General features: G+C 68.5%; 14 protein-coding genes. 7 read left to right on the top strand and 7 right to left on the bottom strand.

The annotated features are described in order from the left end of the window. Positions 1–67: 67 nt before the first annotated feature. On the top strand, positions 68–1,420 hold the full coding sequence (locus AZOLI_RS01565; protein ID WP_014246821.1) for a pentapeptide repeat-containing protein: 1,353 nt from the start codon (positions 68–70) through the stop codon (positions 1,418–1,420). Between the two features lie 8 nt (positions 1,421–1,428). Here AZOLI_RS01565 and AZOLI_RS01560 read toward each other — a convergent pair whose 3' ends face one another. The 4 genes from AZOLI_RS01560 to AZOLI_RS01545 all read right to left on the bottom strand — a co-directional run bounded on the left by AZOLI_RS01560 (position 1,429) and on the right by AZOLI_RS01545 (position 5,900). Continuing rightward, the gene (locus tag AZOLI_RS01560) at positions 1,429–2,073 is read right to left on the bottom strand and encodes a hypothetical protein (protein ID WP_014246820.1); all 645 of its coding nucleotides are present in this window, start codon (positions 2,071–2,073) and stop codon (positions 1,429–1,431) included. Between the two features lie 106 nt (positions 2,074–2,179). After that, positions 2,180–2,812: a hypothetical protein gene (locus tag AZOLI_RS01555; RefSeq protein WP_014246819.1), complete on the bottom strand. Its 633-nt coding sequence runs from the start codon at positions 2,810–2,812 to the stop codon at positions 2,180–2,182. 29 nt (positions 2,813–2,841) lie between these two features. After that, entirely contained in the window at positions 2,842–4,173 is a 1,332-nt protein-coding gene (locus AZOLI_RS01550; protein ID WP_014246818.1) for a DUF2336 domain-containing protein, read from the bottom strand. Next, positions 4,170–5,900 (bottom strand): sensor domain-containing diguanylate cyclase, encoded by a 1,731-nt coding sequence (locus tag AZOLI_RS01545; protein ID WP_014246817.1) that lies wholly within the window; start codon positions 5,898–5,900, stop codon positions 4,170–4,172. The genes AZOLI_RS01550 and AZOLI_RS01545 overlap by 4 nt, the downstream gene beginning before the upstream one ends. Positions 5,901–6,120: 220 nt before the next feature. On the opposite strand from AZOLI_RS01545, the gene AZOLI_RS01540 reads away from it, so the two are divergent. The 4 genes from AZOLI_RS01540 (at position 6,121) to AZOLI_RS01525 (ending at position 9,777) form a co-directional block, all read left to right on the top strand. Beyond that, on the top strand, positions 6,121–6,840 hold the full coding sequence (locus AZOLI_RS01540) for a pyrimidine 5'-nucleotidase (RefSeq protein ID WP_014246816.1): 720 nt from the start codon (positions 6,121–6,123) through the stop codon (positions 6,838–6,840). 108 nt (positions 6,841–6,948) lie between these two features. Next, the gene (dapD, locus tag AZOLI_RS01535; RefSeq protein ID WP_014246815.1) at positions 6,949–7,791 is read left to right on the top strand and encodes a 2,3,4,5-tetrahydropyridine-2,6-dicarboxylate N-succinyltransferase; all 843 of its coding nucleotides are present in this window, start codon (positions 6,949–6,951) and stop codon (positions 7,789–7,791) included. Positions 7,792–8,036: 245 nt separating this feature from the next. Further along, positions 8,037–9,185 (top strand): succinyl-diaminopimelate desuccinylase, encoded by a 1,149-nt coding sequence (dapE, locus tag AZOLI_RS01530; RefSeq protein WP_014246814.1) that lies wholly within the window; start codon positions 8,037–8,039, stop codon positions 9,183–9,185. A gap of 19 nt (positions 9,186–9,204) precedes the next feature. Further along, positions 9,205–9,777, top strand: coding sequence for a hypothetical protein (locus tag AZOLI_RS01525; protein WP_014246813.1), 573 nt, complete (start codon positions 9,205–9,207; stop codon positions 9,775–9,777). A 36-nt stretch (positions 9,778–9,813) separates the two neighbouring features. Here AZOLI_RS01525 and cobT read toward each other — a convergent pair whose 3' ends face one another. Together cobT and AZOLI_RS01515 are read right to left on the bottom strand one after the other, a co-directional pair. Further along, complete coding sequence (gene cobT / locus AZOLI_RS01520) at positions 9,814–10,839, bottom strand: nicotinate-nucleotide--dimethylbenzimidazole phosphoribosyltransferase (protein WP_014246812.1); 1,026 nt, start codon at positions 10,837–10,839, stop codon at positions 9,814–9,816. 114 nt (positions 10,840–10,953) lie between these two features. Beyond that, entirely contained in the window at positions 10,954–12,000 is a 1,047-nt protein-coding gene (locus AZOLI_RS01515) for a hypothetical protein (RefSeq protein WP_014246811.1), read from the bottom strand. A gap of 218 nt (positions 12,001–12,218) precedes the next feature. Here AZOLI_RS01515 and AZOLI_RS01510 point away from each other — a divergent pair, with 218 nt between their 5' ends. Both AZOLI_RS01510 and AZOLI_RS30240 read left to right on the top strand, forming a co-directional pair. Further along, on the top strand, positions 12,219–14,015 hold the full coding sequence (locus tag AZOLI_RS01510) for an acyl-CoA dehydrogenase (protein WP_014246810.1): 1,797 nt from the start codon (positions 12,219–12,221) through the stop codon (positions 14,013–14,015). Positions 14,016–14,742: 727 nt separating this feature from the next. Then, positions 14,743–16,572 (top strand): tetratricopeptide repeat protein, encoded by a 1,830-nt coding sequence (locus AZOLI_RS30240; protein WP_014246809.1) that lies wholly within the window; start codon positions 14,743–14,745, stop codon positions 16,570–16,572. Here the strand turns inward: AZOLI_RS30240 and AZOLI_RS01500 are convergent. Next, positions 16,563–17,879 (bottom strand): hydroxyacid-oxoacid transhydrogenase, encoded by a 1,317-nt coding sequence (locus AZOLI_RS01500; protein WP_014246808.1) that lies wholly within the window; start codon positions 17,877–17,879, stop codon positions 16,563–16,565. The genes AZOLI_RS30240 and AZOLI_RS01500 overlap by 10 nt on opposite strands. Positions 17,880–17,917 lie beyond the last annotated feature (38 nt).

Genomic DNA, 17,917 nt, shown 5'->3' with positions numbered 1-17,917 from the left:
GCACCTTAACGAAATTTTCGCCACTCTTTCGGATTATGACTCATCAAATAGAGAAGGTATCCCGGCGATGTCGTCCGCCCAGGGCTTCGGTTCCAACAGCCCGCGAACCAAGCTGACCCAGAGCCAGCTCAACGCGATCCTGTTGCGGCACCAGGCTTTCCGCAAGAGCCAGCCGGGCGGTGTGCGCGCCAACCTGAAGATGCGCGACCTGTCGCATCTCGATCTTTCAGGCATCGACCTGTCGGATGCCGACCTGTCGGGCGCCAAGCTGTTCAGCGCCCGGCTAACCGGCGCCAACCTTGCCAACGCCAACCTCTATGCGGCCGACCTGCGGCTGGCCAACCTGGAAAAGGCCGACCTGCGCCGGGCCGACCTGCGCGGCGCCTGCCTGCGCGGTGCGGTGCTGAGCGAGGCCACGCTGGTCGAGGTCGATCTGCGCGATGGAACCCTGCTGCATTACGATTCCAGCGGCGAGATGCTCTCCCACCAGTATGAGGACAGCGTCCTGACATCGGAGTTGACGGCGGCGACCATCCGCGGCGCCGACCTGTCGCGGGCGAAGGTCGCCAACGCCTTCGTCATGCAGACCGACATGACCGACGCCATCCTGCGCGGCACGAAGTTCATGCGCGCCAACCTGACCGGCTCCAACCTGACCGGCTGCGACCTGACCGACGCCGACCTGACGGAGGCGAACCTCTCGGGCGCCCGGCTGTCGGGAGCGGTGATGACCGGCTGCGCCATCAACCGCACCAATTTCAGCGGCGCCACGCTGATCGGCGCCATCCTGGACGCGGCCCAGCTGCGTTCCCCCAACATCCAGGCGGCGGTTCTGGCGAAGACGCTGGAGAATCCGGACGACGACCTGCGCGACATCCTGGTGGAGCATCTGTCCTGGATCGACAGCGGCGGCAAGTCCGGCAAGCGCGCCGACCTGTCCGCGCTCGACCTGTCGGGGCGGAAGCTGGACGGCATCAACCTGTCCGCGGCCATCCTGCAATGCATCGCGCTGCGCGGCGCCAGGTTGACAGGCGCGGCAATGGCGATAGCCGACCTGTCTCTGGCCGACATGCGAAAGGCCGATCTGTCGAACGCCGATCTGCGCGGCGTGAATTTCGAGCGGGCCACCCTGACCGGCGCCAACCTGACCGGCGTCCAGCTCGGCCCCGTCCATATCCAGACCATGAGCGGCCACATCTGGCGCGCCAACCTGCAGCGGGCCCGGTTGGGCATGGCGCTGCTCTGCAAGGCCGATCTGCGCAAAGCCAATCTCGCCGGCGCCAATCTGGCGGGTGCCGACCTGACCGGGGCCGATCTGAGCGAAGCCGACCTGACCGGGGCCGACCTGACCGGCGCGGTCCTGGACGGGGCCAAGCTGGACCAGGCGATCGTCGAGGAGGCGATCGGGCTGGAGCGCTGAAGCTCAACTCACGCAGAAGGCCCGCCGCGCCTCCCCATCCAGTCGCCGGAGCCATAGACGTTGCGGACATGGTGGACCAGCAGGTTGCGGGCGTCGATCAACTGGCCCATCCGCTCGCGGCAGGCGACGATCCCGGTATCCGGGTGGTAGACCGGCGCCAGTTCGCGGAATCGCCGCCGGACCTGATCCTCGTCGAAACACCATTCATTGACGAAGCCGAACAGCTGCGCGGCGTCGCGCACGTCGGTGATGCGGCCGTCCAGCGGCTGGAAGGACAACCGCTGCAGCGCATGGGCCAGCGTCTTGTTGCGGTAGCCCAGCGTCTCGACCGCCGCTTCCAGCCGGCGAACATCCTCGCCCGGCAGGATACGGGCGCCGGGATCGGACAGCGCCAGCGCCATGGCCAGCGCCTTGCGGATCGCGGCATCGGAAGCGTCGGTTTTCCCCACCTCAAGAACCGCTTCCCCATCAGAGTCGCGCAGGCCCGGATCGGCGCCCCCCTCCGGTGCCAGCAGCAGCGAGGCGGCCAGAAGCAACGGCACCCCGACCCCGCGCATGGCGGCAAGCTCCAGAACCGCGGCACGGAAACGGGCGCCGCAGGGCACGGTCCGGCCGGCGGCTGGTGAGGAACTGGTCTCTTCCGGTGCGGTCATCGTCGGCGCCAACACTTGGTGGAAGCGGGCGCGAGTCTACGCAACGGATGGGAAGCCCGCAACCGGGCGGATGGCCGCGGCGGAACGGAATGGTCCTATTCCCGCCTCAGCGGAGCGTCGTGGCCCCCGGTTTGGCCGGCAGCCTGTTCAGCAGGTCGTCGATATAGGCCGTCTCATCCTTGCCGGACATGGCGGCGAAGCCCTTCAGCATCTGGCTGCCGAAGGTGAAGACGCTGGCGAGGTCGATGCGCCACGCCCCGCCTTCGCGCACGAAATCGGCGGGGACCAGCGCCGGCCGGTTGTCGACCATCAGCAGGCCCGAGGCCCGGTCGCCCTTCACCCGCACCGGCCCCAGCGAACTGCGGGAGATGACGTTGGGTCCGAGCCATCCGGCCTTCAGCGCATGGTTGGCGATGTCGCCGACCGACATGCGGCGCAGGTCCGACGGGCCGAGATAGCGGCGCAGCCCCATGGCGGCGAAACGTTCCGCCGGTTCCAGCCTCTGCAGCGGCGCCTCGCCGGGCTGGCGGGCGGCATCGCGCACCGACTCCAGTGTCTTGACCGAGTTGCGGGTGAGCAGCGGGATCACCGCCGACCCGCGCCTTTCGGCCAGCGCGGTCCGGGCGGCGTCGAAGGTCGCGGCGACCGCCCGCTCCTCCGGCGTCTCGCGCGGCGGGGCGGCGAAGCTGGTGGCGGCGGCGATGAGGATGACGAAAAAGGCAAGAAAAGCGACACGCATACCACAAGAACCGGATAGGGGACGGAACGTCACGCCTTCGCCTCGACGCCGAAGAATTCGAGCTGCCAGCGCATCTCTTCATCGGTCATCGGATAGTGCGTGCCGTCGCGAGCATTAAGCGCCGTTTTTGGCGGAATCTGGGCGAGCCGCAACTGCACCTGCCGGGCGAAGCGCATGGTCAGCCCGGCACGCCACACCAGGGCGGTGACGGCGCGCGGCGCATGGGTGGCGACGATGCGGTCGACCACCGCCAACTCGATCTGCGACAACTCCGCCAGCGCCGCCATGACGAAGGCGCGGTCGCCCTCCACCATCGATCCTTCGATCAGCTTCTCGGTCAGCTTGCCTTCCTTGTTCAGGCGTGCCGCCTTGTCGCTGGGGCGTTCCACCGGCTTTTCCGGTCCGGCGGCGGCACCGCCGACCGCCTCCTCACCGAAATCGACCGGCCCGAGCGGCAGGCCGGGCGCGGCGCCGGCACCGGCCTGCCCCACCCGCTGGCGCACCGCCTCCACCAGATTGCGCGCGGCGGCAGGGTCAAGATCGTCCCGGTCCTGCAGAACCTTCAGCAGATTGTCGGCGACGAAGCTGGCCAGCCGCGCCACCGCGCGCGCCGGCAGGCGTGGACGGCGGACCAGCGGCGAATGCCAGGGCTCGTGCTGCGGCGCCTGATCGAGGATGCGGTCGAGCGTCTCCTCCCGGATCTGGGCCGACGGGTTGCCGAGCAGCGCCGTCACCGCCGCCTCGTCGTCCGACCGGGCGATGGCGTCGGCGACCGACGCCGTAACGTTCTGCCGGCTGGCGATGGCGGTCATCGCGCCCCGCACCGGCCCCTTCATGATGATGTCGGTCAGATCCTCTTCGGTGAGGATCGGTGAATGCTGCAGCACCGGGCCGCAGACCGACAGCTCCACGTCGCGGGCCAGCCGGTTGATCACGCCGTGCGGGGCGTTGGGCAGGTCCTTCAGCGCCTCGGCCAGGATGCCGCGCACCTCCGTCGCCTGATCGCGGGCCAGCGTCTCCAGACACTCCACGGTCAGCCGCTCGATCTGGATCGCCTGATCGGCCGACAGTTCGGGCAGCAGGCGGGCGATCTTCTGCGCCACCGCCTGACGCACCATGACCTCGCGGTCCTTGGCCAGCAGCAAATCGGCCTGACGCGGGGTCCCGGCGTTTGTCGCGATGGCGCGCCGCACCTCCGCCGCGGCGTCGGCGGCGAGGAAATACAGCAGCTCCGGCCGGGTCTTGGGATGTTCGGCCACCTTCCGGCGGATCGCCGGATCCTGGCTCTGCACCATCCGCTTGGCGGACTCGTAGTCGGCAGGGTCGAGCGCTTCGGGACGCTGTGCGGCAGGCGGGGTCACGGTGCGGGCTCCGCGGCGGGAACATCGGAAGAAGACACCTCGGGGACCGCCCGATAGGCGGGGGCCAGGGCATAATGGCCCTTGCCGCTCTTCTTGGCGTCGTACATGGCGGCATCGGCACGGTCGGTCAACTCCCGCACCGTCTCGCCGCGGCCGGGAATGTGGACGGCGATGCCGATCGACAGGCCCAGCGGCTTCTCAGGGCTGGCCGACAGGTGGGCCAGTTCGCGCATGCCCTTCAGCAGCCGTTCGGCGACGACGCGGGCCTTCGCCTCGTCGGTGCGGCCCAGCCACAGGACGAACTCGTCGCCGCCCAGCCGGCCCGGCAGGTCGCCCGGCCGCACCCCGGTGGTCAGCAGCGTGCCGATGGCCTTCAGGACCGTGTCGCCCTGCTGGTGACCGTGCAGGTCGTTGACCGCCTTGAAGTTGTCGAGGTCGACATAGAGCAGGGCCGACGGGCCGCTGTCCGGCCGCGAGATCGATTCCTCCAGCCGTTCGAAGAAGGTGCGGCGGTTGAACAGCCCGGTCAGCCCGTCGCGTTCCGACAGGCGACGCAGCCGCTCCTGATAGGCGAGATGGGCATGCGCGATGCCGATATGGTCGGCCACGCCCGACATCAGCTGCCGGTCGTCGTCGTCCCAGGGTTCGGAATCTCCGGCGCGCCAGACCAGCAAGGCGCCGTTCACCGCCTGCCGGTATTCCGTCCGCTCGCCGATCAGCTGGATGTCGCCCAGCCGGTCGGCCACCAGCCCCTCGCCGTTGGCAATGCGGTCGAGCAGAGCGGTGCCCACCTCGGGCAGTTCGGCCCCGAATTCCGCCACCAGCGACAGGGCGACGCGGTCGCCCTCCCCACTCCCCTCTTCCGCCCGGTAGATGCGGCAACCGTCGGCGCTGAGCGCCCGCGCCGTCTCGGTCGCGGCCACGGCCAGCGCCTCCGCGGCGTCCAGGCGGTCGCGCAGGGTGTGGACGATATGGCCCAGCAGCCTTTCGCGGTTCCGGATGCGCGCCAGCTCGTTGGAGCGCAGCACCTGATCCGTCACGTCGCGGCAGACGCCGCGGGCGCCGATCCAGTCGCCCTGCTGCCCGAACAGCGGCAGGGCGGAGGCGACGATGCAGGCCGGCGTGCCGTCGGCGCTCTTCAGCCAAAGCTCCGTCTGGTCGACCGGGCGGCGGCAGTCGAAGGGCATCGGCAGGTCTTCCGCCTCCTCCAGCGCGAGGCTGCGCGGGTCGCGGCCGATCAGCGCGTCGGCCGGATACCCCAGGGCGCCCTTGTGGCTGACGAAGACGAAGGTGCCGTCGGGGCCCGTCTCCCAGGCGAAGTCGGAGGAGACCTCCACCAGATCCTTGTAGCGGCGGCGGGATTCGGTCAGCGTATGGCGCAGCTGCCGTTCCAGCGTGTCGTCGCGGCCCAGCAGAAGGAAGCCGCCGTCCGGCAGCGGCACGCCCGCCCATTCGACGATCATGATTCCGCGCAACGACTCCACCGGCACCGAGCGCAGGCCCGGCGCCACGCTGGATGCTGTGAGCCAGCCGCGGAGATCGGGCAGCCAGCGCGGATCGCTGTCCATCATGTCCTCCGCCTCCGCATTGGCTTCGGCGATGGCCAGGGCCGAGTCCAGCCGCAGAGCCGGGCCGGGATAAAGCGCGACAAGCGTCACGGGGCCGGTCTGGCCGCCGGTGGCGGCGGAGGGAGAGGCGGAGGTACCGGTGGTCAGAAGAAGGTCCACGGCGATCCCAGATGGGCAATCCACGAAACGGGCGGAGGCAGAAACCTTAGGCTGCAAAGCATTGCAGAGTCCGGTCATGCTACCCCTTTAGAGGTTAATCTTCAATCAACCAACGAGGCGGAGAACTCCGCATTGCCCCGCCCGGAGAAAGGCACCATCGGCAGGCTGCGACCTTGTGAAGCGGCTTGCGGCCGGCCGGCATCGGCCCCATTCTTCGGGAATGACCGCCCCGACCTCTCCCGCCGCACCGGCGCCCGCCCCCGCCACCAAGCTCCCTTCCGCGCTGCGGGACCGCGCGGTGTGGATCTTCGATCTCGACAACACGCTCTACCCGGCGTCCTGCAACCTGTTCGCCCAGGTCGACCTCCGCATCAACGAGTTCATCGCCGCGCATTTCAACATCGGCATGGACGAGGCCAGGGTGCGGCAGAAGCAGTTCTTCCGCGATTACGGCACGACGCTGCGCGGCCTGATGAGCGAGCACGACGTTGATCCGGTGGCCTACATGGACTATGTCCACGACATCGACGTCACCGGCGTCCAGCCCTCCGCCCAGCTCGCCGACGCGCTCGACCGGCTTCCCGGCCGCAAGATCATCTACACCAACGGCTCGGTCCGCCATGCGGAGAACGTCGCCGGCCGGCTCGGCATCATCGACCGGTTCGAGGCGGTGTTCGACATCACCGCGGCCGGCTATGTGCCGAAGCCCGACCCCCGCCCCTATGCCACCCTGGTGGAGCGCCACGGCGTCAACCCCGCCGACGCCTGCATGGTGGAGGACATCGCCCGCAACCTCGCCCCCGCCCACGCGCTGGGCATGACCACAGTCTGGGTCCGCGGCGAGCAGGAGTATGAGAAGGCCGGCGTCGGCGCCGGGGTCCATATCGACCACACCGTGGACGACCTGCCGTCCTGGCTGGCCGGCGTTGCGGGCCTGTAGGGCTTTGTCGCAAAGCGGCTATTTTCGGCCGCGGGTACGGTTGACAGCGGGCGCGATGCGGCTCCATGGTGCCGTCCCTTGGACAATCGACAGCAGAACGACCGCGCCATGAGCCACGCCAGCCTGCAGGCCACCATCGACGCCGCCTGGGAAAACCGGGCCGATCTCACCACCGCCACCACCGGTTCCGTCCGCGACGCCGTGAACGCGGCGCTGGACGCGCTGGATGCCGGCGACCTGCGCGTCGCGGAGAAGACCGCCGATGGCTGGAAGGTCAACCAGTGGCTGAAGAAGGCGGTGCTGCTGTCCTTCCGCCTGAACGCCAACGAGATGATCCCCGGCGGCCCCGGCGGCTCCTCCTGGTACGACAAGGTGCCGCCGAAGTTCGAGGGCTGGAGCGAAGGCCAGTTCCAGAACGCCGGCTTCCGCGCCCTGCCCGGCGCCATCGCCCGCAAGTCGTCCTATGTCGCCCCCGGCGTCATCCTGATGCCCAGCTTCGTCAATGTCGGCGCCTATGTCGACAGCGGCACCATGGTCGACACCTGGGTCACCGTCGGCTCCTGCGCCCAGATCGGCAAGAACGTCCACCTGTCGGGCGGCGTCGGCATCGGCGGCGTGCTGGAGCCGCTGCAGGCCGACCCGGTCATCATCGAGGACAACTGCTTCATCGGCGCCCGTTCGGAAGTCGTCGAGGGCGTGATCGTCGAGGAAGGTGCGGTCATCTCCATGGGCTGCTACATCGGTGCCTCGACCAAGATCATCGACCGCCACACCGGCGAGGTCTTCATGGGCCGCGTCCCGGCCTATTCGGTCGTGGTCCCCGGCTCGCTGCCCGGCAAGCCGCTGCCGGACGGCACCCCCGGCCCGAGCCTGTACTGCTGCGTCATCATCAAGCGCGTCGACGAGAAGACCCGCTCGAAGACCGCGATCAACGACCTGCTGCGCGACTGATCGGCTTATAGGCCCTCTCCCGCCCCGGGAGAGGGAGGGGACCCACAAAGTGGGGAGGGTGAGGGGCTACCCGGACATGGATTTCTGATCCTTGATTCACCCCTTACCCTTCCCACCGCTTTGCGGTGGTCCCCTTCCCTCTCCCGGGGCTCTCGGCGGATCTTCGATCCGCCTGACGCCGTCAGCACAAACGAAGTTTGTGCGAAAGGCGGGAGAGGGACCATGACTTGCGAACCGGACAGCCCATGACCATCGACCCCATCGCCCTCGCCCAGGACCTCATCCGCTGCCCCAGCGTCACGCCGCGCGACGATGGTGCGCTGGCCGTGCTGGAGGCGGCGCTGGCGCCGATGGGCTTCACCTGCCACCGCCTGCGCTTCCAGCAGGAGGGAACGGAGCCGGTGGAGAACCTCTATGCCCGGCTCGGCACCGGCGGTCCCAATTTCTGCTTCGCCGGCCACACCGACGTGGTTCCGCCGGGGGACAAGGGCTGGACGGTCGATCCCTTCGCCGGCGAGGTGATGGGCGGACGCCTGTTCGGCCGCGGTGCGGTGGACATGAAGGGCGCCATCGCCGCCTTCGTCGCCGCCGTGTCGCGCCGGCTGCAGGACGGCCCGCCCGCCGGCTCCATCAGCCTGCTGATCACCGGCGACGAGGAAGGGGTGGCGATCAACGGCACCCGCAAGGTGCTGGACTGGATGGCCGAGCGCGGCGAGCGCATCGACGCCTGCGTGGTGGGGGAGCCGACCAACCCCAAGGCTCTCGGCGACATGATCAAGATCGGCCGGCGCGGCAGCCTGACCGGCTTCCTGACCGTGTTCGGCGCGCAAGGCCATGTCGCTTACCCCCATCTGGCCGACAACCCATTGCCGCGGCTGGTTCGCATGCTGGCCGCCATCACCGAACACCCGATGGACGAGGGGACAGCGCATTTCCAGCCCTCCACCCTGGCGCTGACCACCATCGATGTCGACAACACGGCGACAAACGTCATTCCCGCCCAGGGCAAGGCGACCTTCAACATCCGCTTCAACGACGCCCACACCCCGGCCGGCATCGAGGCGTGGCTGCGCCGCACCTTCGATTCCATCGGCGGCGCCTATGAGTTGGAGGTCTACTGCTCCGGCGACAGCTTCGTCACCCCGCCCGGTCCGCTGACCGAGCTGGTGGCCGAGGCGGTGGAGGGGGTGACCGGACGCCGTCCCGAATACTCGACCACCGGCGGCACGTCGGACGCCCGCTTCATCAAGAATGTCTGCCCGGTGGTGGAGTTCGGGCTGGTCGGCCAGACCATGCACAAGGTCGACGAATATTGTTCGGTGGAGGATCTCCGCCGGCTGACGGACATCTACGAGGCCATCCTGAAGGGCGTGTTCACGCGCCTTGCCGGGTGAGTCTTCCAACCGGGACACCATGATGCCGCTGACCACCCCCGCCATCCTGTCCGCGCTGACCGGCGCCTGGCGGCTGGCCCGCTTCGACCGGACGGGGATGGAGTTCTTCGACCGCACTCCCGAGGGAGCGCTGAACTCCTTCTATGCGGCGCTGGTGGTGCTGCCGGCCTACGCCCTGCTGCTTGCGATCCGGCTGTGGGACCAGCTGGACGGCACCCCGGTGCTGCAGCTGGTGACGGTGGAGGGCATCGCCTATGTCGTCAGCTGGACCGCCTTCCCGCTCGCCCTGTTCCGCATATCGGCGCTGCTGGGCAAGGAGGAGCTCTATCCCGGCGCGCTGACCGCCTACAACTGGTCGGCCGTGGTGCAGATGGCGATCTACCTGCCGGCCATCGTTCTGTCCGCCAGCGGTCTGCTGCCGTCCGGCATGTCGGAAGCGCTGGTCTTCGGCGTGATGATGGCGATGCTGACCTACCAGTGGTTCGTTCTGCGCACCGCCCTGTCGCTGTCGGGGCTGGCCGCGGCGGCCCTGGTGATGCTGGACCTGTTCCTGTCGGCGGCGATCAGCGATCTGGCGGACGGGATGTTGTGAGGGCGAAAGCCGCCCCCACACCATCCGTACCCATCGTTACCCCTGAGTGCTGACGCCCGCGTCGGCGAAGGTCGCCATGCCGGCGTGGCAGGCGACGGCGGACTTCACGATGTTGATCGCCAGCGCGGCACCGGAGCCCTCGCCCAGCCGCATGCCGAGATCGAGCAGCGGCTCCTTGCCGATGGCCTGCATCAGGCGGGTGTGGCCCGGCTCGACCGAGCGGTGGGCGACCATGCAGTGATCGAGCGCGCGGCGGTCGGCCTTGTAGAGCACGGCGGCGGCGGCGGTGCAGGCGAAGCCGTCGAGCAGAACCGGCACACGGGCGACGCGGGCGGCCAGGATGGCGCCGGCGATGGCGGCGAACTCGTAGCCGCCCAGGCAGCGCAGCGCCTCGAACGGGTCGTCCTTGGCCTGCGGGTTGGCGGCGACGCCAGCCTCCACCGCAGCGATCTTGCGGGCAAGGCCGGCATCGTCGATGCCGGTGCCGCGACCGGTCCAGTCGGCCGCCTCGCCGCCGAACAGGGCGAGGCACATCGCCGCCGCCGAGGTCGAGTTGGCGATGCCCATCTCGCCCAGCGCCAGCAGCTGGACGCCCATCTCAACCGCCATCATGCCGTAGGCCATGGTGCGGCAGCATTCCTCCTCACCCATGGCCGGACCCTGGGTGAAGTCGGCGGTCGGGTTCTCCAGGTCCAGCTCGTAGACGCGCAGGTCGGCGTCGGCCACCTCGCAGAGCTGGTTGACCGCGGCACCGCCATTCTGGAAGTTGGCGACCATCTGCACCGTCACCTCGGCCGGAAAGGCCGAGACGCCGCGGGCGGCCACGCCATGGTTGCCGGCGAAGACGGCGACGCGCGGGCGGCGAAGCTCGGCCGGGTGCTGGCCCTGCCAGGTCGCCATCCACTGCGCGATCTCCTCCAGCCGGCCGAGCGAGCCAGCGGGCTTGGTCAGCTGCCGTTCGCGCTGGAGGGCCGCGGTGCCGGCCTCCAGGTCGGGGCCGGGCAGGTTGCGCACGAGCGCGCGGATTTCCTCGAAGGTGACGGCGGGCTGCTGGTTGCTCATGATCGGTCCTGAGGGGTGAGCGCCAAAAAACGGCGCGACCTTGCACCCATCCGGCCGTCAAGTCAAAGCGCCAGCGTAGGGCATTTTGCCCCTCTCCACCTCCTGCCGCCCCGCTCAAGCCGCCTTGGTCACGGCATCCTTGCCGGCGGCGCCCGCGGTTGCGGAGGCGACCGGCGTCGCCGATTCGGAGCCGACGATCCGGCCCAACCCCAGCCCGAAGCCCATGGCGACGCCGGTGTCCGCCGTCTGGTCGGTCCGCACCGGCTCCTCGCGCATGCGGCGGTTCTCCTTGTCGCGCAGGCGGGCCGGGCGGCCGCTGATGCTGTCGACCTCGTCCGGCGTCTCCAGCGCGTTCAGCGCCAGCACCTGATAGATCGACAGCGGCGTGCCGTTCAGCGCCTTGGCCGGGGCCATCGGCACCTGGGTGGTGAAACCGTCCGGCATGTCCTGCTTGCGCACGGCGTCGGTCGCCACCTGGGCCGGGGCGAAGCTGGCCAGCGGGTTCTCCGAGAACTTGGTGGCGAAGCGGTCGTAGATTTCCTTCAGCGACTTCGCCTTGCCGGTGGCCTTGTCGTAGAAGACGTTCTTGTTGGCGGCGGCGGCATCGGGGAAGACGTCGCGGGCGGTGCGGCCGGGATTCTCCTGCATCGCGTTCAGGAACTTCGACGCGCCGCCGGCCCCCAGGAAGTGGGCCATGTACAGCTCGGTCGAGCCGATCTTGCCGCCCACCGTCTCCTCCAGATACTCCTTGTTGCCGCGGGTGTATTCCGCCGCCATCAGGGCCGAGGCGGTCGGATCCTTGCGCAGCTCCAGGATCTCCTTCTTCATCGCCGGATCGGCGACATAGGGGCGGCCGTCGCTGCGGGTCTGGATGGCATTGGCGTATTTGCCATAGCCATGGTCGGCGCCATGCTCCTTCATCGTCTGCAGCCAGGTGCTGTCGATGAACTGGTAGAGCCCCGTCGCCGACGAGGAGGAGGACTTTATGTCCGTGCGATAGCCGCTCTCCACGGCAGCTTTTTCCATGAGGTAGGAAAAATCGACCCCTGTCCTGGCGCTGGCATTGCGAACGGCGGCCTCCACATTGGCCGGGCCGCGGGATGCGCGGGCCTGCTGGGCGGCGGTGTCGCTGGGATTGCCGAGGGCGGAAGCGTAGGTCATGGGTCGATCCCCGTGTGAAGGCCCCGGTGGGAGGCGGACACTCCTATGCAGACGCCGTGCCAATCAGGTGGGGACTTGATGGCGCCGTGTGGCGGGCCTAGCCTTAACCACGCGGCATCCCGCCCTCTCGCCAAGCGCCATCCGATGCTGTATGTTAACGTATAGGTAAACCAAACAATCTTTCCCCTATAAATCTGCCTTGGGAGAACCGCCCCGCCATGACCTACACCGCTCCGGTCGACGATCTGCGCTTCGTCCTGAACGAGGTGGTGGGCCTCGACGCCATCGCCGCCCTGCCCCATTGCGACAGCGCCGCCCCCGATCTGGTCGACGCCATCCTGGAAGAGGCCGGCAAATTCGCCTCCGGCGTGCTCGCCCCGCTGAACCGGGTCGGCGACAAGGAGGGCGCGAAGCTGGAGAACGGCGTCGTCCGCACCGCCACCGGCTGGAAGGAGGCCTACGGCCAGTTCACCGAAGCGGGCTGGAACAGCCTGCCCTTCGAGCCAGAGTATGGCGGGCAGGGCCTGCCCTGGACCGTCGCCTTCGCGGTGAACGAGATGTGGCAGGCCGCCAACCTGTCCTTCGGCCTGTGCCCGCTGCTGACCCAGGGCGCGGTGGATCTGCTGACCGAGCATGCCAGCGACGAGCAGAAGGCGGTCTACCTGTCGAAGATGATCTCCGGCGAATGGACCGGGACGATGAACCTGACCGAACCGCAGGCGGGCAGCGACCTTGCCGCGGTGCGGACCAAGGCGGTGCGGGCGGACGACGGCAGCTATCGCATCACCGGCCAGAAGATCTTCATCACCTATGGCGAGCATGACCTGACGGAGAACATCGTCCATCTGGTGCTGGCCCGCCTGCCCGACGCCCCGGCCGGCATCAAGGGCATCAGCCTGTTCATCGTGCCGAAGTTCCTGCCCAAGCCCGACGGCACCCCCGGCCAGCGCAACGACCTGCGCTGCGCCAGCCTGGAGCACAAGCTGGGCATCATGGCCAGCCCGACCGCGGTGATGGCCTATGGCGACGACGAGGGCGCCATCGGCTATCTCGTCGGCGAGGAGAACCGCGGCATCGAATACATGTTCACGATGATGAACAACGCCCGGCTCGGCGTCGGCATCCAGGGCGTGGCGATTGCCGAGCGCGCCTATCAGCAGGCTCGCGACTATGCCAGGAGCCGCGTGCAGAGCAAGGATCTGGCCGATCCGAAGGGCGCCGGCGTCGCCATCATCAAGCATCCCGACGTGCGCCGCATGCTGCTGGACATGCGCGCCAAGACCGAGGCGGCGCGGGCGCTGGCGCTCTATGCCGGCACGCAGCTCGACATCTCCCGCCACCACGAGGATCCGGCGGTGCGGGCCGCGGCCACCGCGCGGGTCGACGTGCTGACCCCCATCGTCAAGGCGTGGTCGACCGACATCGGCTGCGAGGTGGCCTCCACCGGCGTGCAGATCCATGGCGGCATGGGCTTCATCGAGGAGACGGGTGCGGCCCAGCATTACCGCGATGCGCGCATCACCCCGATCTATGAGGGCACCAACGGCATCCACGGCAACGACCTGACCTTCCGCAAGACCGGCCGCGACAAGGGGGCCGCCGCCCGTGCCTTCGTCGCCGACATGCGGGCGACGGTGGAGGAGCTGGGTGCGGCCCCCGGCGACGACCTCGCCGTGATCCGGGCCGAGTTGTCGGCCGGGCTGGACGCGCTGGACAAGGCCATCGACTGGATGGTCGCGACCCAGGCGGAGGGCGACCTGCAGGGCGCCGCGGCCGGTGCGGTGGCGTATCTGAAGCTGTGGGGCAGTGTGGCCGGCGGCTGGATGCTGGCGCGTTCGGCGATGAAGGCGATGGAGGGCCTGCGCCAGCCCGGCGCCAACGCCTCCTTCCTGGAAACCAAGCTGATCGTCGCGCGCTTCTACGCCGAGCAGGTTCTGGCGACCGCCCCCGCCCTGCTGCCGACCATCGCCAGCGCCCGCAACACGGTGATGGCGCTGAGCGAGGAACAGTTCTGAGGTTGGCACCCCTGTTTCGCGGGGGTGGATGGAACGTTTGAAACACCGTGAAACGGTTTTCCGGACCCTGTTCAGGTGTTCCACGCCGGCCGCGCGAGGGCGGCGGGGAGCGGTGAACGGGGTGGGAAACCGGGCAACGGGGGGCATGGGGACTCCGCACGGATATAGGGTATTATTCCTATAACGAGCGGGTGTCGCGGGCAACAGCCAGCAGGAAAAACGGGCACCATCCCCCCTCCCCCCGGGGAGCTATGGCATTCACACATCTTAGCGTCACTTAAGACGTTGAAATAAAGCAACTTTGTCGGCCGTCATTCCCGCGAAGGCGGGAATCCAGCCACATACGCCGCTGATCTGCGGAGTTTCCTGGATCCCCGCCTTCGCGGGGATGACGCAAAGTTCCTTTTATCTCAGAAGCTTAGCGATGCCTGGAATTGTGTGAATGCCATAGCCCCCCGGGGAGAGGGTCGGGGTGAGGGGGATGCACATGGTGGATTCTCGGTGAAAGGCCGCCACGCGTCCCCCTCACCCTAACCCTCTCCCCGCTCTCAGCGGACCTTTGGTCCGCCTGCCGCGACAGCGCAAACTTCGTTTGCGCGAAAGCGGGGGGGAGAGGGGATGGATCACGCTTTGCCAAAACTGCGGGAACACGCAACACGCCTCGCTTGCGGGACACTCCACCCACATGACACGATGCGCGCAATCCTCCCCCTGACTGCGCGTTGTTATGACCGATACGCTTTCCATATTCGCCGGAACGATCTGGGCATGGCTCAATGCCGAGCAGAATGCGGGAGCCCTGTCCGCAGTGCTGGCCGTTCTGACTCTCACGGGCGGTGCGGGTGGCTGGCTTTGGCAGCGCAAATCCAAAGCGCCAGCACCGGACCAGACCGGCGGCACCCACGTCAGCGCCAGCACCGGCGGCGCCAGCACCGGCGAATCGATGACCGGCAACACGATCACGACGAACCACGGTGCGACGCCGGACCAGATCGCCGCCATCTTCGCGGGCGTGCGCGACCTGTCCGCAAGCTCCGAAGCGAAGGCCATCGCCGTCGCCGACCAGTTCGGCACGATCAGCCGGGAGGCGCTGACCTCCTTCTTCACCATCCTGCGGCACGAACAGGTTCCCCCCGAACAGCTCACCGCCAAACTGACCAGCATCGCCCTGCAATACCGCGAGATGGTGGACCGCCTCACCGCGCTGGAGCAATCCGCCGGCCCGGATGACCGCCCGACACTGGCCGAGGCCCGAATCTCCATTGAAAAGGGTGATTACGATCACGCCGAACGCCTGCTGGTCACGCTGGAAAACGCCCAGGCCGCCGCCCGCGCCAAGGCGCAGGCCAATGTCGACGATCTTGCCCGCCGTCAAGCCGCCACCCGCGCCGAACGTGCGCGGCTGAGCGCCCTGCGTTCCGACCACCGCGCCGCCGCCGACCATTTCCTCGCCGCCGCCAATCTGCTGCCAACCGGGGATACGGAGGGTCGCGGCAACTATCTCACCGATTCCGCCGACGCCCTTCGGCAGCATGGCGACGAGCGGGGCGACAACAACGCCCTCCTGGCCGCCATCGCCCGCTACCGCGAGGCAATGCCATCGCGCGACAGCCACGCCACACTATGGGCGCGCGTTCAGAACAATCTCGGATTAGCCCTCACTAGTCTCGGGGAGCGCGACGGCGACAGTATACGGCTGCGGCAGGCCGTGGACGCCCACAACAACGCCTTGCTCGAGCGGACACGCGACCGCGTTCCCCTCGACTGGGCGATGACGCAGAACAATCTCGGAAACGCCCTCTTGAGTCTCGGGGAGCGCGACGGCGACAGTACACGGCTGCGGCAGGCCGTGGACGCTTACAACAACGCCTTACTCGAGTGGACACGCGACCGCGTCCCCCTCGACTGGGCGATAACGCAGAACAATCTCGGAAACGCCCTCAGCATTCTCGGGGAGCGCGATGGCGACAGCGCACAGTTGCGGCAGTCCGTGGACGCCTACAACAACGCCTTGCTCGAGCGGACACGCGACCGCGTTCCCCTCGACTGGGCGATGACGCAGAACAATCTCGGAGTTGCCCTCCGAAGGCTCGGGGAGCGCGACGGCGACAGTACAGGGCTGCGGCAGGCCGTGGACGCCTACAACAACGCCTTGCTCGAGTACACACGCGACCGCGTTCCCCTCGACTGGGCGATGACGCAGAACAATCTCGGAGCCGCCCTCCAAAGTTTCGGGGAGCGCGACGGCGACAGTACAGGGCTGCGGCAGGCCGTGGACGCCTACAACAACGCCTTGCTCGAGTACACACGCGACCGCGTTCCCCTCCACTGGGCGATGACGCAGAGCAACATGGGCAACGCCCTGCGGGCGCTGGCCGAACAGACCCGCGACATGGACAGCGCCAGACAGGCGGTCACCGCCCAAGAGGCAGCCCTGGAAATGTTCACCCACCTGAACGCTCCCTATCACATCACCCTGGCAACCGACAACCTCGCCACCGCCCGCGCCACCCTCACCAAGCTCGAAAGCAGCGCGGCCCCAGCCCCTCACCAATAACGCATCGCATCCGCGTACAGCCCGCGCAGGTCGTCCTCCGACACTGGGCGCGGGGCGATGGTCAGCAGGCGTTGCTGGGCGGCGGCTCCCTTGACCAGACCGGGGATGTCGGCCTCGCCGTAACCCAGCGCCGACAACCCGTTCGGCAGCCCGGTCGCCCGCATCATCGAGATCAGCCGGGTCGCCAGCAGTTCGCCGCCATCCTCCGGCACAGCGCCGCGCGTGTCCGCCCCCAGCGCCTCGGCGGCGCACAGATGCGCTTCGGGAGCGGCGGGGCCGGTGAAGCGGAAGGCGGCGGGGGCGTTCAGGACCACCGAGATGCCGTGCGGCACCATCGGGTCCACCGTCTCGTATCCCGTCGCGGTGAAGCTGTGGTTCATCCCGGCCACCGAATAGGACATGGCGTGCGGGATGTGGACGCCGGCATTGCCGAAGGCCAGACCGGCCAGTGTCGCCGCGAACATCAGCGCGTCGCGCGCCTCTGCACAGTCGGGGTCGTTGACCGCCCGTTCCAGCCATTGCCCGCCCAGCCGGATCGCCTGCAGGCTGCCGATGTCCGACCACGGGTTCGCGCCCTGGTAGGGCGGGCGGGCCGTCGGCGAGTCCGGGCGCGGGCGGGAGCGGAAGGGGCGCGCGGTGTGGCTCTCGATGGCGTGGGTCAGCACGTCGAAGCCGGTGGCGGCGATGGCGCCGGGCGGCAGGCTGTCGATGGTGCGCGGATCGACGACGGCGAGGCTCGGCCGCAGATGGCGCGACGAGATGCCGGTCTTCACCTGCTTTTCCACATGGTCGAAGATGGCGACGCCGGTGGTCTCGCTGCCGGTGCCGCAGGTGGTCGGGCAGGCGATGTGCGGCTTGACCGGGCCGGGCACCGGGATGCCCTCCCCCAGCGGCTTGTTGACGTAGGCGAGGAAGTCGGCCGGGTATGTGGCGTAGAGATTCGCCGCCTTGGCGGTGTCGATCACCGATCCGCCGCCGATGGAGACATAGCCGTCGAAGCCGCCATCCCGCGCGAAATCGGCGGCGTCGAGGAAGGAGGCGCTGGTCGGCTCCACCCGGCAGCGGTCATAGACCACCGGATCGACGCCCGCCCGCTTCAGCGACTCCAGCGCCATGGCGAAGGGGGCGGTTGCGGCAACCCGCGGGTCGGTGAACAGCGCCACCCGCGTCATGCCCAGCGAGACCGCATCGCCGCCCAGCTCGGCCAGTATGCCGGGGCCGAACTTCATCCGCGCCGCCTCGACGGTGAAGCCCTCCTCGCCGTCGGGAAGGATGGGATAGGCGTTGCCGTGCGTCTCGCGGTCCATCTGGCGCTGCTCCTCCGGTGGCGGGGGCCGGGTTCCTT

Origin of the sequence: Azospirillum lipoferum 4B, assembly GCF_000283655.1 — a bacterium.
Taxonomy (GTDB): domain Bacteria; phylum Pseudomonadota; class Alphaproteobacteria; order Azospirillales; family Azospirillaceae; genus Azospirillum; species Azospirillum lipoferum_C.
Note: the sequence above shows the minus strand (reverse complement) of the source record. Positions and strands in the feature narration are given on the sequence as shown.